Annotated in this window: 16 protein-coding genes and 1 tRNA gene; 14 read left to right on the top strand and 3 right to left on the bottom strand. The window is 56.1% G+C overall.

Annotated elements, in window-relative coordinates:
* The first annotated feature begins 33 nt into the window (after window positions 1–33).
* Window positions 34–1035 (top strand): nucleoside hydrolase, encoded by a 1002-nt coding sequence (locus tag HU763_RS14945; protein ID WP_186690582.1) that lies wholly within the window; start codon window positions 34–36, stop codon window positions 1033–1035.
* Here the strand turns inward: HU763_RS14945 and HU763_RS14940 are convergent.
* Window positions 1007–1219 carry a hypothetical protein gene (locus HU763_RS14940; protein WP_170030407.1) on the bottom strand — a complete coding sequence of 71 codons (213 nt, stop codon included), beginning with the start codon at window positions 1217–1219 and terminating at the stop codon, window positions 1007–1009. The two genes, HU763_RS14945 and HU763_RS14940, sit on opposite strands and share 29 nt — an antisense overlap.
* Before the next feature lie 272 nt (window positions 1220–1491).
* On the opposite strand from HU763_RS14940, the gene HU763_RS14935 reads away from it, so the two are divergent.
* Entirely contained in the window at window positions 1492–1812 is a 321-nt protein-coding gene (locus HU763_RS14935) for an I78 family peptidase inhibitor (RefSeq protein WP_186690583.1), read from the top strand.
* 84 nt (window positions 1813–1896) lie between these two features.
* Here HU763_RS14935 and HU763_RS14930 read toward each other — a convergent pair whose 3' ends face one another.
* A complete protein-coding gene (locus HU763_RS14930; protein WP_003250656.1) occupies window positions 1897–2109 on the bottom strand; it encodes a cold-shock protein in 213 nt (70 codons plus the stop codon).
* Window positions 2110–2271: 162 nt separating this feature from the next.
* A complete protein-coding gene (locus tag HU763_RS14925; RefSeq protein WP_186690584.1) occupies window positions 2272–2577 on the bottom strand; it encodes a hypothetical protein in 306 nt (101 codons plus the stop codon).
* Between the two features lie 337 nt (window positions 2578–2914).
* Between HU763_RS14925 and thrS the strand changes: the two genes are divergently transcribed.
* The 12 genes from thrS to HU763_RS14865 all read left to right on the top strand — a co-directional run bounded on the left by thrS (window position 2915) and on the right by HU763_RS14865 (window position 14547).
* The gene (thrS, locus tag HU763_RS14920; protein ID WP_186690585.1) at window positions 2915–4837 is read left to right on the top strand and encodes a threonine--tRNA ligase; all 1923 of its coding nucleotides are present in this window, start codon (window positions 2915–2917) and stop codon (window positions 4835–4837) included.
* On the top strand, window positions 4837–5388 hold the full coding sequence (gene infC, locus HU763_RS14915) for a translation initiation factor IF-3 (RefSeq protein WP_013972005.1): 552 nt from the start codon (window positions 4837–4839) through the stop codon (window positions 5386–5388). Before thrS ends, infC begins: the two co-directional genes overlap by 1 nt.
* A gap of 61 nt (window positions 5389–5449) precedes the next feature.
* Window positions 5450–5644, top strand: coding sequence for a 50S ribosomal protein L35 (gene rpmI, locus HU763_RS14910; protein ID WP_003250667.1), 195 nt, complete (start codon window positions 5450–5452; stop codon window positions 5642–5644).
* A 27-nt stretch (window positions 5645–5671) separates the two neighbouring features.
* Window positions 5672–6028, top strand: a complete 357-nt coding sequence (gene rplT, locus HU763_RS14905) for a 50S ribosomal protein L20 (protein WP_003250671.1) — start codon at window positions 5672–5674, stop codon at window positions 6026–6028.
* 109 nt (window positions 6029–6137) lie between these two features.
* Entirely contained in the window at window positions 6138–7154 is a 1017-nt protein-coding gene (pheS, locus tag HU763_RS14900; RefSeq protein WP_170030402.1) for a phenylalanine--tRNA ligase subunit alpha, read from the top strand.
* A gap of 33 nt (window positions 7155–7187) precedes the next feature.
* Complete coding sequence (pheT, locus tag HU763_RS14895) at window positions 7188–9569, top strand: phenylalanine--tRNA ligase subunit beta (RefSeq protein ID WP_186690586.1); 2382 nt, start codon at window positions 7188–7190, stop codon at window positions 9567–9569.
* Between the two features lie 4 nt (window positions 9570–9573).
* A complete protein-coding gene (gene ihfA / locus HU763_RS14890; RefSeq protein ID WP_003250679.1) occupies window positions 9574–9876 on the top strand; it encodes an integration host factor subunit alpha in 303 nt (100 codons plus the stop codon).
* Window positions 9857–10213, top strand: a complete 357-nt coding sequence (locus HU763_RS14885; RefSeq protein WP_170030400.1) for a MerR family transcriptional regulator — start codon at window positions 9857–9859, stop codon at window positions 10211–10213. The genes ihfA and HU763_RS14885 overlap by 20 nt, the downstream gene beginning before the upstream one ends.
* Before the next feature lie 112 nt (window positions 10214–10325).
* Window positions 10326–10402, top strand: a tRNA-Pro gene (locus HU763_RS14880).
* A gap of 203 nt (window positions 10403–10605) precedes the next feature.
* Window positions 10606–11661: a DNA cytosine methyltransferase gene (locus tag HU763_RS14875; RefSeq protein WP_186690588.1), complete on the top strand. Its 1056-nt coding sequence runs from the start codon at window positions 10606–10608 to the stop codon at window positions 11659–11661.
* Window positions 11662–11663: 2 nt separating this feature from the next.
* Complete coding sequence (locus HU763_RS14870; RefSeq protein WP_186690589.1) at window positions 11664–12740, top strand: HD domain-containing protein; 1077 nt, start codon at window positions 11664–11666, stop codon at window positions 12738–12740.
* Window positions 12741–12750: 10 nt separating this feature from the next.
* Window positions 12751–14547, top strand: coding sequence for an ORC-CDC6 family AAA ATPase (locus HU763_RS14865; protein WP_186690590.1), 1797 nt, complete (start codon window positions 12751–12753; stop codon window positions 14545–14547).
* Window positions 14548–14554: the final 7 nt, after the last annotated feature.

The following is a 14554-nucleotide window of genomic DNA, read 5'->3' as shown; positions in this document are numbered from 1 at the left end:
CAGACATTCGCTTTGGCAACAGGAGTGCCAACCATGCTCAAACCCCTGCTACAAGGAATCGCCTTCATGGTCACCGCCGCTACCGCCCAGGCCGCCCCCATCGACCTGATCATCGACAGCGACCCCGGCGCCGACGACGTGGTCGCGCTGTTCCTGGCCATGGCCTCGCCCGATGAACTGAAAATCCGCGCCATCACCACCGTGGCAGGCAACGTGCGCCTGGAAAAGACCGCGCGCAACGCTCGCCTGGCCTGCGAATGGGCTGGCCGCGACGACATCCCGGTGTACGCCGGTGCCGGCCGCCCGCTGGTGCGCAAGCCGATCTACGCCGCCGAGGTGCATGGCGAGGAAGGCCTCACCGGCGTCGAGGTCAAGGAGCCGAAAACGCCCCTGGCCCAGGGCAACGCCGTGCAATACCTGGTCGACACCCTCAGCGCCGCCAAGCCGCACAGCATCACCATCGCCATGCTCGGCCCGCAGACCAACCTGGCCCTGGCGCTGGTCCAACGCCCGGACATCGTCAAGGGCATCAAGCAGGTGGTGGTCATGGGCGGTGCCCATTTCAACGGCGGCAACATTACCCCGGCGGCGGAATTCAACCTGTACGCCGACCCGCATGCTGCCGAAGTGGTGCTGGCCAGCGGTGTGCAACTGACCTACCTGCCGCTGGATGTCACCCACAAGCTACTGACCAGTGACGCCCGCCTCAAGCAGTTGGCGGCAGTGAACAACCAGGCCAGCAAGCGCGTGGTGGACATCCTCAACGCCTACATCACCCACGACATGGACCTGTACGGCATGCCCGGCGGCCCGGTGCACGACGCCAGCGTCATCGCCTACCTGCTCAAGCCCGAGCTGTTCAGCGGCCGGCGCATCCACATGAGCATCGACAGCCGCGAAGGCCCCACCTTCGGCCAGACCATTGCCGACTGGTACGGTGTGCTCAAGCAGCCTGCCAATGTGCTGTGGGTGCAGGAGGGCGATGCCCAGGGCCTGTTCGACCTGCTCAGCGCCCGTTTGGCCCGATTGGAATAGCCGCATGCGGCGCGTAGCGTTCGAACACCTGGTCGATGAAGCTGCGCGCCGCCTCGCTGCCGCGGTCGCGCACCAGCAGGTCGATGGCAATCAGTAGCAACTCTTCCGGTGTGCCGGGGCTGTACGCGCTCTGGCCTTCGGCCCATTTGACCTTGATATCGGCAACAATGCTGTGGCTGCTCATTAACGCTCTCGTTGGGGGCCCGGACGAAGGACGAACACTGACCCTGGTGTTCGATGGAGGCGGGGTGCGCTCCACTTCTTGCACTAAATCATGACTTTGCGTCATTGACCTTGCGACTTAAGCATATGGCAAATGCAGCGGCTTGTGCAAAATCCAGTCACGATTGCTTTTTCGCCTGTGCCGCTGGGTTGAGGCAAACTTGACCGGTTTTGCAACAAAAGAACAGTGGAACTGTCGGATCAGGCAGTTCCCGGACCGAATTAGGAGGCTTCATGTTCCGTACCCGTGCTTACCTGGCAACCCTGGCGGTGGCTGTAGTCCTGGCTGGTTGCAGCACTGGTGGCAATGCCGAGGGTGGCGCTACGCCGGCCGCGCCGGCTGGCAACGATGGCCGCTGCGAAGCCAGCGGCGCCGATTTCACCATTGGCAAAGTGGCCAGCGCCGAACTGCTGGAGCAGGCGCGCAAGGCCAGTGGCTCGCAGATGGCGCGCATTCTCAAGCCGCACGATGTGGTCACCCTGGAGTACCGTTCCGAGCGCCTGAACCTGAATGTGGACGAGCAGGGCAAGGTGACCCGGGTCAACTGCGGTTGACCCAGCCCTGAAGGCCGCTCCCACAAAGAAAGGCGGCCATAAAAAAACCCGCCACAAGGGCGGGTTTTTCTACAGCTATCCGAATTACTCCGGACGAACCTGTGCAGCCTGCATGCCCTTCTGGCCGCGCTCGGCGACGAAGGAAACAGTCTGGCCTTCTTTCAGGCTCTTGAAGCCGTCGGATTCGATGGCCTTGAAGTGAACGAACAGGTCGTCGCCGCCGCCTGCTGGGGTGATGAAGCCGTAGCCTTTCTCATCATTGAACCATTTGACGGTGCCTTGTTGGCGATTGGACATGGGTGAATCTCCAGAACATTTAGTTTTTTCAGTGGTGCAATGCGGCCGAGGCTACGGAGCACGGGACACATCATAGTCTAATTCTGCACATCTAGCGCCTTTTACCTTCGCAGGATATTGATCCAGCGCAAAGAATGGCTGGCCTGCTCTGGCTGTAAGGTTTCAGCGCTTCGGTGCGCAGGCTTGTTTCACCACGGTCTGCGCCTTCTGCATCAGCTTGGCATCAACACCATCCTTGCTGTCCAGGTCGGCGATTTCCGCGTCGGTGAAATTCTTTTTGATGGCTTGGGCACCGCAATCGCAGTGCTTTTTGGCGGTTGCGGCGTCAACGCCCTGGCCGCTGGCCACCTGGGTGCACTGGGTCATGTAGGCGGCCTCCTTCCCGGCTGGGAAGTTGCCGGCGTTTGCAGCCACGGGCAGCAGCAGGGCGCCAGCGGCCGCCAGGGCCAGAAGAGACGGAACTCGCATAACCAGTTACTCCTTGGGTAAATGTCTCATCAAGAGTAGGTTGCTTCCCAAGGTCTGATAGGAAATTTTCCGTGTAAGTTCACCCAAGCGGCGTAATTTCCAAATATTTCTGCGTGGCGCCCAACCCGCGTGCTAGCATGCCCGGCTTGTGGTCGCGCCGTTGCGCGCCGCAGCTATCTTTTTTCTTTCCAGTCACTCTGGTTCGTCCCCCGCAAGCCGAAAGGCTTCTGCCACTGTGAGGCAGGCTTCCTGTGCAGGAAGGCAGGTCGGATCTTGTACTGGCTCATCCCAACCCACGTGACCTTTGGTAGGGGTCACCACTAGGAGAGGAGGCGCCATGCCCGTTATTACTCTTCCCGATGGCAGTCAACGTTCGTTCGATCATGCCGTATCCGTAGCCGAAGTCGCCGCTTCCATCGGCGCCGGCCTGGCCAAGGCCACCGTGGCCGGCAAGGTCGACGGCAAGCTGGTCGATGCCTGCGACCTGATCCACAACGACGCCACCCTGCAGATCATCACCCCTAAAGATGAAGAGGGACTGGAGATCATTCGCCACTCGTGCGCCCACCTGGTCGGCCACGCGGTGAAGCAGCTGTACCCGACCGCCAGGATGGTCATCGGCCCGGTCATCGACGAAGGCTTCTATTACGACATCGCCTACGAGCGCCCCTTCACCCCTGAAGACATGGCCGCCATCGAAAAGCGCATGATGGAGCTGATCGACAAGGACTACGACGTGGTCAAGAAGATGACCCCGCGTGCCGAGGTCATCGACGTGTTCAAGGCCCGTGGCGAAGACTACAAGCTGCGCCTGGTCGAAGACATGCCGGACGAGCAGGCCATGGGCCTGTACTACCACGAAGAATACGTCGACATGTGCCGCGGCCCGCACGTGCCGAACACCCGCTTCCTCAAGGCGTTCAAGCTGACCAAGCTGTCCGGCGCCTACTGGCGCGGCGATGCCAAGAACGAGCAGCTGCAACGCGTGTATGGCACCGCCTGGGCCGACAAGAAGCAGCTGGCCGCGTACATCCAGCGCATCGAAGAAGCCGAAAAACGCGACCACCGCAAGATCGGCAAGCAGCTCGACCTGTTCCACCTGCAGGAAGAAGCCCCGGGCATGGTGTTCTGGCATGCCAACGGCTGGACCGTGTACCAGGTGCTCGAGCAGTACATGCGCCAGGTGCAGCGCGCCAACGGCTACCAGGAAATCAAGACCCCGCAGGTGGTCGACCGCATTCTCTGGGAGCGTTCCGGCCACTGGTCCAACTACGCCGAGAACATGTTCACTACTTCGTCGGAAAGCCGTGACTACGCGGTAAAACCGATGAACTGCCCGTGCCACGTGCAGGTGTTCAACCAGGGCCTGAAGAGCTACCGCGACCTGCCGCTGCGCCTGGCCGAGTTCGGTGCCTGCCACCGTAACGAGCCGTCCGGCGCCCTGCACGGCATCATGCGCGTGCGTGGCTTCGTGCAGGACGACGCGCACATCTTCTGCACCGAAGAACAGGTAAAGAAGGAAGCCGCCGACTTCATCAAGCTGACCCTGGACGTGTACAAGGACTTCGGCTTCACCGACATCGCCATGAAGCTGTCGACCCGCCCCGCCAAGCGCGTCGGTTCCGAAGAGTTGTGGGACCGTGCCGAAGGTGCACTGGCCGACGCCCTGAACGAATCGGGCCTGCAGTGGGAATACCAGCCGGGCGAGGGCGCCTTCTACGGGCCGAAGATCGAGTTCACCCTGCGCGACTGCCTCGGCCGTAACTGGCAGTGCGGTACCCTGCAGTACGACCCGAACCTGCCCGAGCGCCTGGATGCCAGCTACATCGCCGAAGACAACAGCCGGGTGCGCCCGGTCATGCTGCACCGCGCCATCCTCGGTTCGTTCGAGCGCTTCATCGGCATGCTGATCGAGCACTACGCCGGTGTGTTCCCGGCCTGGCTGGCGCCAACCCAGGCGGTGATCATGAACATCACCGACAAACAGGCCGATTTCGCCCTCGAGGTGGAAAATACCCTGAACGGTAGCGGTTTCCGTGCCAAGTCGGACTTGAGAAATGAGAAGATCGGCTTTAAAATCCGCGAGCATACTTTGCTCAAGGTCCCGTACCTTTTGGTTATAGGGGATCGCGAAGTCGAAACGCAGACCGTCGCCGTACGCACCCGTGAAGGCAAAGACCTCGGCTCCATGCCGGTGGCTGAATTCACGCAGCTGCTCAACAGCGCTGTTGCCCAGCGCGGTCGCCTAGAATCGGAGTAATGACTATTAAGCGTGAAATGAGAAACGATAAACGAACTGCACCGAAAGCCCCGATCAACGAGAATATCTCGGCACGCGAGGTTCGGTTAATTGGCGCTGACGGCGAGCAGATTGGCATCGTCTCGATTGATGAAGCGCTTCGTATCGCTGATGAAGCGAAGCTGGATCTGGTGGAAATTTCTGCCGACGCGCAGCCGCCCGTCTGCAAGGTGATGGACTACGGCAAGCACCTCTTCGAGAAGAAGAAGCAGGCCAACGAAGCCAAGAAAAACCAGAAGCAGATCCAGATTAAAGAAATCAAGTTTCGTCCAGGGACGGAAGAAGGGGATTACCAGGTAAAACTACGCAACCTGGTACGTTTCCTTACCGATGGGGACAAGGCCAAGATCTCTCTGAGATTCCGCGGCCGTGAGATGGCCCACCAGGAGCTGGGCATGGAACTGTTGAAGCGGGTCGAAGCCGACCTCGCCGAATACGGCTCCGTTGAGCAGCATCCTAAGATGGAAGGACGCCAGCTTATGATGGTCATCGCCCCCAAAAAGAAGAAGTAATCTCCCGGGCACGGCAGGCCTGATGATTATTGTGTAATTTTATCGAATGCGGAGTTCCAACATGCCAAAAATGAAAACCAAGAGCGGTGCTGCGAAGCGCTTCCTGAAGACCGCTTCCGGCTTCAAGCACAAGCACGCTTTCAAGAGCCACATCCTGACCAAAATGTCGACCAAGCGTAAACGTCAACTGCGCGGTGCCAGCCTGCTGCACCCGTCTGACGTGGCAAAAGTCGAGCGCATGCTGCGCGTACGTTAATTCTGGTTTAGATAGAGGAAGTTACTCATGGCTCGTGTTAAGCGTGGCGTCATCGCTCGTAAGCGTCACAAGAAAATTCTGAAACTGGCTAAAGGCTACTACGGTGCACGCTCGCGCGTATTCCGCGTTGCCAAGCAGGCGGTCATCAAGGCTGGTCAATATGCCTACCGTGACCGTCGTCAGAAGAAGCGTCAGTTCCGCGCACTGTGGATCGCTCGTATCAACGCCGGTGCCCGCACCAACGGTCTGTCCTACAGCCGTCTGATTGCTGGCCTGAAAAAGGCTTCGATCGAAATCGACCGTAAGGTTCTGGCCGATCTGGCAGTGAACGAAAAAGCGGCGTTTGCTGCGATTGTCGAGAAAGCTAAAGCCGTTCTGGCTTAAGTACCCGCGACAATCACCCGGCGGCGCCAGCGCCGTCGGGCATTGAACGTCATCGATAGGGGAAGAGCCTTCAAAGCTCTTCCCCTATTTTCGTATCTGGAGTCTGTACATGGAAAACCTGGATGCGCTGGTCTCCCAAGCCCTGGAAGCTGTGGAGCGCGCTGAAGACATCAATGCCCTGGAACAGATCCGGGTTAATTATCTCGGCAAGAAGGGCGAACTGACCCAGGTGATGAAGACCCTGGGCAACCTGCCAGCCGAAGAGCGGCCGAAAGTCGGCGCGCTGATCAACGACGCCAAAGAGCGCGTTACCGTGGTGCTCAACGCCCGCAAGGCGGCCTTCGAAGAAGCCGAGCTCAGCGCTCGCCTGGCGGCCGAATGCATTGACGTCACCCTGCCAGGCCGCGGTCAGGCCACCGGTGGCCTGCACCCGATCACCCGTACACTCGAGCGCATCGAGCAGTTCTTCACCCACATCGGCTACGGCATCGCCGAAGGCCCCGAGGTGGAAGACGACTACCACAACTTCGAAGCGCTCAACATCCCCGGCCACCACCCGGCGCGGGCGATGCACGACACCTTCTACTTCAATGCCAACATGCTGCTGCGCACCCACACCTCGCCGGTGCAGGTGCGGACCATGGAGTCCAGCCAGCCGCCGATCCGCATTGTCTGCCCGGGCCGCGTATACCGTTGCGACTCGGATATCACCCACTCGCCGATGTTCCACCAGGTCGAAGGCCTGCTGATCGATCGCGACATCAACTTCGCCGACCTCAAGGGCACCATCGAAGAGTTCCTGCGGGTGTTCTTCGAGAAAGAACTGGCGGTGCGTTTCCGTCCATCGTTCTTCCCCTTCACCGAGCCGTCCGCCGAAGTCGACATCCAGTGCGTGATGTGTTCCGGCAAAGGCTGCCGCGTGTGCAAGCAGACCGGCTGGCTGGAAGTGATGGGTTGCGGCATGGTGCACCCGAACGTGCTGCGCATGTCCGGCATCGACCCGGAAGAATTCCAGGGCTTTGCCTTCGGCATGGGCGCCGAGCGCCTGGCCATGCTGCGCTATGGCGTCAACGATTTGCGTCTGTTCTTCGACAACGACCTGCGCTTCCTCGCGCAATTCCGCTAGGTCAATGCCCGACGCAACTTTCAGGAGAACAGCATGAAATTCAGTGAACAGTGGCTGCGCGGTTGGGTAAACCCGCAAGTCTCCCGTGACGAACTGGTCGCCCGCCTGTCCATGGCCGGCCTCGAAGTCGACAGCGTCACCCCCGCTGCCGGCCAGTTCAGCGGCATCGTCGTGGGCGAGATTCTCGCCACCGAACAACACCCGGACGCCGACAAGCTGCGCGTGTGCCAGGTCAGCAACGGCCAGGAAACCTTCCAGGTGGTGTGCGGCGCCCCTAACGCCCGCCCAGGTATCAAGATCCCGTTTGCCATGATCGGCGCCGAACTGCCCGGCGACTTCAAGATCAAGAAGGCCAAGCTGCGCGGCGTCGAGTCCTTCGGCATGCTGTGCTCGGCTGCCGAGCTGCAGATCAGCGAAGAGAACGACGGCCTGCTGGAACTGGCCGCCGACGCCCCGGTGGGTGAAGACATTCGCCAGTACCTGAGCCTGGACGACGCCAGCATCGAGATCGGCCTGACCCCGAACCGCGGCGACTGCCTGTCCATCGCCGGCCTGGCCCGCGACGTCAGCGCCCTGTACGACACCCCGGTCACCCGCCCGGTGGTGCCAGCCGTAGCGGCTGCCCACGACGAAGTGCGCCCGGTCGAAGTCAGTGCCCCGGCTGCCTGCCCACGCTACCTGGGCCGCGTCATCCGCAACGTCGACCTGAGCAAGCCGACCCCGCTGTGGATGGTCGAGCGCCTGCGCCGCAGCGACGTGCGCAGCATCGACGCTGCCGTCGACATCACCAACTACGTGATGCTCGAACTCGGCCAGCCGATGCACGCCTTCGACCTGGCAGAAATCAACGGCGGCATCCGCGTACGCATGGCCGAAGAAGGCGAGAAGCTGGTCCTGCTCGACGGCCAGGAAGTGGCCCTGCGCGCCGACACCCTGGTCATCGCCGACCACACCCGCGCCTTGGCCATCGCCGGCGTCATGGGTGGCGAGCACAGCGGTGTGAACACCGAAAAAACCCGCGACCTGTTCCTGGAAAGCGCCTTCTTCGAGCCGATTTCCGTCGCCGGCAAAGCCCGTTCCTACGGCCTGCACACCGATGCCTCGCACCGCTACGAGCGCGGCGTCGACTCGCAGCTGGCCCGCGAAGCCATGGAGCGCGCTACCCAGCTGCTGCTCGACATCGTCGGCGGCGAAGCCGGCCCGGTGGTCGAAGCCGTCAGCGAACAGCACCTGCCGCAAGTCGCCCCGGTGACCCTGCGCGCCGAACGCATCACCCAGATGCTCGGCATGGAAATGGACCCAGCCCAGGTCGAGCAACTGCTCAACGCCCTGGAACTGACCACGACTCGTAACGGGGAAGGGCAGTGGACCGTCAACGTGCCGAGCCACCGCTTCGACATCAGCCTGGAAGTGGACCTGATCGAAGAGCTGGCCCGCCTGTACGGCTACAACAACCTGCCGGTGCGCTACCCGCAAGCCCGCCTGGCGCCGCAAGGCAAGCCGGAAACCCGCGGTGACCTGCCGACCCTGCGCCGCCTGCTGGTTGCCCGCGGCTACCAGGAAGCCATCACCTACAGCTTCATCGACCCGAAACTGTTCGAACTGTTCAGCCCGGGCGTAGAGCCGCTGCTGCTGGCCAACCCGATCTCCAGCGACATGGCCGCCATGCGCGCCTCGCTGTGGCCGGGCCTGGTCAAGGCACTGCAGCACAACCTGAACCGCCAGCAAGACCGCGTGCGCCTGTTCGAAAGCGGCCTGCGCTTCGTCGGCCAGCTCGGCGACCTGCAGCAGCAACCGATGATCGCCGGCGTGGTCACCGGCAGCCGCCTGCCGGAAGGCTGGGCCAACGGCCGCGACGGCGTCGACTTCTTCGACGTGAAGGCCGACGTGGAAGCCCTGCTGGGCTACTCCGGCGCGCTGAGCGACTTCACCTTCAGCGCCGGCAGGCACCCAGCCCTGCACCCAGGCCAGACCGCCGCCATCGAGCGTGACGGCAAGCTGGTCGGCTACCTCGGCGCCATCCACCCAGAGCTGGCCAAGGCCCTGGATCTGGACCGCCCGGTATTCCTCTTCGAGCTGGTGCTGGGTGACGTGGTCGAAGGCCGCCTGCCGAAGTTCAGCGAGCTGTCCAAGTTCCCGGAAACCCGTCGTGACCTGGCTTTGATCGCAGGACGTGATGTAGCTTCTAGCGCAGTGCTTGAAGTAATTCGTGACAATGCAGGCGAATGGCTCACAGACCTCAGGCTGTTTGATGTCTACCAGGGTAAAGGCATTGATCCTGATAGAAAAAGCCTGGCCGTCGGCTTGACCTGGCAGCATCCATCGCGCACTCTTAACGACGATGAGGTGAACGCCGCACTGCAAAACATCCTCACCTCGCTCGAACAAAGGTTGAACACCACGTTAAGGAAATAACGGCATGGGTGCTCTGACGAAAGCTGAGATGGCCGAAAGGCTGTACGAGGAGCTAGGGCTTAACAAGCGTGAGGCCAAGGAGCTGGTCGAGCTGTTTTTCGAAGAAATTCGGCACGCACTTGAAGAGAACGAGCAGGTCAAGCTGTCCGGTTTCGGCAACTTCGACCTTCGCGACAAACGCCAGCGGCCGGGCCGCAACCCCAAGACTGGGGAAGAAATCCCGATCACCGCACGGCGCGTCGTCACCTTTCGTCCAGGGCAGAAGTTGAAGGCCCGGGTTGAGGCCTATGCTGGAACCAAGCCATAACGACGAACTGCCCCCTATACCGGGCAAAAGGTACTTCACCATCGGTGAGGTGAGTGAGCTTTGTGCGGTAAAACCGCACGTGCTGCGGTATTGGGAGCAGGAGTTCGACCAGCTCAATCCCGTGAAGCGGCGGGGGAACCGGCGGTATTATCAGCGCCAGGACGTGCTGATGATTCGCCAGATTCGTGCGCTGCTTTATGACCAGGGCTTTACCATTGGTGGGGCGCGGTTGAGGCTCTCCAGTGAGGAGGCCAAGGATGAGTCGAGCCAGTACAAGCAGCTGATTCGGCAGATGATTGTCGAGTTGGAGGATGTGCTGGTGGTGTTGAAGAAGTGACCTGGTTGGTGATGAGTGAAAATTTTTTGAGAAAAAGCTTTCATTTATCAGGAGGTTAGGGTACATTCTTCAACGTTCTCGGTAGCATTGAGAACATGCTTCAAAGCCCAGTCGGGGCGTAGCGCAGCCCGGTAGCGCACTTGCATGGGGTGCAAGGGGTCGAGTGTTCGAATCACTCCGTCCCGACCATTATTGAAACGAAAAGGCCCAGTCGGTGACGACTGGGCCTTTTCGTTTCACGTATGAATTTTTATTTTCATTCAGAAGCGACTTTTCGTCGATATCACATAAAACGCGGTTGAAAATGTGGTATTTTGCCACTATGCGGGCGCCGCTAGCCCAAACGTTGCCCTTTAAGGGTATATCTTGGATCACGCATGAAGTGTGCTTAAGTGCTAGGAATTGATCTTTTTTGTGGTGCGGGCGGGATGTCCGTTGGGGCTGAAATGAGCGGCGTGCAAGTGCAGTACGCAGTAGAGGTCGACCCCTATGCGGCATTAACTTTCCGAAGCAATCATCCCGGTGTGATACTGCTTGAGGAAAACGTAAAAAATATACGTGCCTCTGACCACATGCCGTTGCTGCAAGGAAGAGAAGACACAATATTATTTGGTGGTCCTCCGTGCCAAGGCTTCTCAACTTCGAATCAAAAAAATAGAAATTCGACTAATCCTAATAACTGGCTTTTCGAAGAGTACATCCGTTTGGTAGAAGAGATTTCTCCAAGGTGGATTGTTTTCGAAAACGTCAAAGGCTTGATTGAGACAGAAAACGGCTATTTTCTAGAGCAGGTATTAGAAGGCTTCGAATTAAGGGGGTACACAACGAGCCATTTCATATTGAATTCGGCTGACTTCGGGGTGCCTCAACGTCGTAATCGATTGTTCATCGTTGGATCATTACAAGGGAAACGGATAGCATCGCCGCGACCAACTGTTAAAAAACACGTAACAGTTAAAGAAGCGATTCACGACTTGCCCGAGCTTGATAATGGAGATATGCGGGATCTTAGCTCCTACAAAGCCGGAGCCTGTTCGCCATACGCCAAAAGAATAAGGGGCAGAAAAAAGCGTTGCTGGAACAACTTGGTTACTAAAAACGCTGATCATATTCTCCGTCGCTACTCACACATTCCTCAAGGTGGAAATTGGGCTAATATTCCGCATGAGCTGATGGGGAATTATTCCGACGTTTCCAGGTGTCATACTGGTATATATCGCAGACTCAAAGAGGATGAGCCCTCCGTAGTAATCGGTAACTTCAGGAAAAATATGTTAATTCATCCTTGGGCAGATCGAGGACTGTCGGTACGAGAGGCCGCTCGTCTGCAGTCTTTTCCCGACTCCTTTCGATTCTATGGATCAATTGGCTTCCAGCAGCAGCAGGTAGGGAATGCCGTTCCACCGCTACTGGCGAAAGCCTTGTTTGATGAAATAATGGACGCTTGACAATGAGTGATATTCCGAATTCTCAAGTTTTGGAACGGATCTTCAAAGAGTCGGCTCGGGATAGGTCAAAATTCCCGCGGATGCCAAACGATTACTATCTTCAGTATTCAAGCTTTGTCAACGCGCTGCGTTGTGATATCTATCCAATGGTAGATGCAGGACTATCTGCCAATTCTGAGATGCCCGGATTCTATACTGCTCATAACGCAGAGCATTTTGATGAAGTTGTTAGGTATGCTGGTGATCTCTTAGGCGCGAGCGACGCGGATATTGGTGCCTGGGGTGTGTTAACTCCTTACGAGTTATATATTTTACTAGTGGCTATTCGAATTCATGATGTCGGGAATCTAGAAGGCCGCGAGCAGCATGAAAAAAAATGTTTCAAATTCTTGTGCACTTATGAATCTCTTTTGGGCGGTGACAGATCTGAGCTAAAAATAATATCTAAAATTGCTGAGGCTCACGGCGGCAGGATTAATGGAAGTAAGGATACAATAGGTCTGTTGCAAACTAGTGAGCGTGTCGGTAGCGTATATATTAGGCCTCGTCTTTTAGCTTCGATTTTAAGGTTCGCAGATGAAGTCTGCGAGAGTCGTAATAGGGCCGCCAATTATTCACTCAGGCATGGGAAGCTTCCAAGGTATAGTGAAATTTACCACAGATATGCGGCTGTAATCAGTTCTTCGTTATATGATTTTAATGAGCGCCGTTTGTACTTGAACTTCGAGCTTAAAGTTGATGATATAACTAGGCGGTGGGGTAAGTCGCTACGTGTCGATGAAATGGGTGAAGTGCTTGAGGAAGCCTATCTTATAGATGAGATATTTGATCGTCTAGATAAGATGAATCGCGAGCGGAAATATTGCAACATGTACTCACGAGGCGTATACGCTGTAGAGTCAATCCGCGCGACAATAAGGTTGGTTGATGATGAGCACGAACTTATAGAGGAAGTTCCAGTGCCCGAGTTGACGGATGTAGGATATCCTGAAGAGCTGGATGGACAGCTGAAGAACTCGATGGGGCTTCGTGAATATTGCGGAGAAAGTTGGGCGGCCAAGTTGCTGGCTAAAGCGTAGAGGTTCTTAAATGGATGTAGTGAGCTTTTCCGAACTAGCAGTAAACCCCTTTTCTGTAAAGACGCCAGAAAATTTAACGCCACAAGAGGTGGTCGACCTCTTTGTTCCGTATCCAGAGTACGGCAACTTGCAGCTGAGTGGGCATCAATTTCTTCATGGGCATCGTGGTAGTGGCAAAAGCATGATGCTTAAAATGATGACGCCAGATGCACAGAGGATAACTCGATCTTGCTCGTTAGCCGAGTTGCCGTATTATGGCGCATATCTTTCCATTAAAACTACTGAGATCAATGCCGCTGAATATGTACGTATTGAGAATGAGCCAAGCGGTTATATTCTCTCAGAGCACGTACTGACGACTAAGATTCTTGGAGCTCTTTTTTTCTCAATCAAAAGTCACTGTTCAGAATTGTGGGCTGGCAAATGTGAAAATATATCTGAATTCTATAGAAGCGTCTTTGCTAAGCGATTGAGCTATGTTGGCTGGGATGAGCCAGTTAACTGCGATCACTCTCACCTCAATGTGGTAAGCTTTGTTGATATTATAGATTCGCTTCAGGCTGAAATTGTTAGATATATAAAGCGTCGCGCGTTCTCTCGTGATTATATCCCATATAATGGTCCTCTTCTTGGTTTTCAAGATGTTTTGCTTCCGGTCTTAGATGGTTTACGAAAGTGTGAGCTGATTCCTAATTGTCCCGTCTTTTTGTTGCTTGATGATTCAGATAACTTATCATTGCAGCAAACCAAGGTGTTAAATACTTGGGTCTCTTATCGTAGTACCGACAAAGTCTCTCTGAAAATTTCAACTCAAATGAATTATAAGACTTTTAGTACTACTTCTGGTATTAAAATCGAGTCTCCTCACGATTATTCTGAAATAAATTTCACTTCTGTATATACAGGTTCGTTGAAAGAAAATTATCCGAAACTCGTTGAGGAGATTGTTAAAAAAAGACTTTCTAGAATCGGAATTCATGATATTGAGCCTAGGAGTTTTTTTCCTGTTGATCAAAAACAAGAGGACGGTATCCGAAAGATTGCAGAAGAGCTAAAGACTAAATGGGAAGCTTCGAAGGCAGGAGGTTATCGGGCTTCAGACGATGCCTATCGGTTTGCTAGGCCGGAATATATTCGAAGATTGTCTGGTAAGTCAAAGCAAGGCGCTAGGTATAAATACGCTGGATTTGATCAGTTGGTACATATTTCATCGGGAATTATTAGGTTTTTCCTGGAGCCCGCTGCCAGGATGTTTGCAGATCAGCTGAAAGCCAACGGCGGGGCTGCAGTCACGTCTATATCCACTACTATTCAAGACGATGAAATTCGCAAACAATGCGATAATCTACTTATCGAGAAATTTGATGAGCTAAAAGGAGATGTGGAGGACTCGGACGAGTTGCGAGGTATTGATAAGCTTCGTAACCTTATACAGGGGTTGGGCTCCCTTTTCCAAGCGCATTTATTAGATGAGAACGCCTCTCAAAGAAGGATGTTCTCTTTCGTCATTTCGGATGCACCTTCAGCGGAAATTGAGTCTCTTTTGGGTCTTGCTATGCGGTTTGGCTACCTTTATCAGGATACGGTCGGCAATAAATCTGGCATGGGACGCACCAAACTTTATGTGTTGTCTCGGAGATTGGCGCCAGCATATAAGCTTGACCCTGTAGGTTTCTCTGGATACTTATCCCTAACAAATAACTTTTTACTGGAGATATCTGAAAGGCCAAATGCTTTTGTTAGTCGATTAAAAAAGAAGGGCGCAAGTGGCTTTGCTGATGATTCTCCCCAATTGAGTCTTCTTTGAGGTTTTG

The organism is Pseudomonas anuradhapurensis, assembly GCF_014269225.2.
Classification (GTDB): Bacteria; Pseudomonadota; Gammaproteobacteria; order Pseudomonadales; family Pseudomonadaceae; genus Aquipseudomonas; species Aquipseudomonas anuradhapurensis.
The sequence above is the reverse complement of the archived record's forward strand: the minus strand, read 5'-3'. Positions and strand labels throughout refer to the sequence as shown.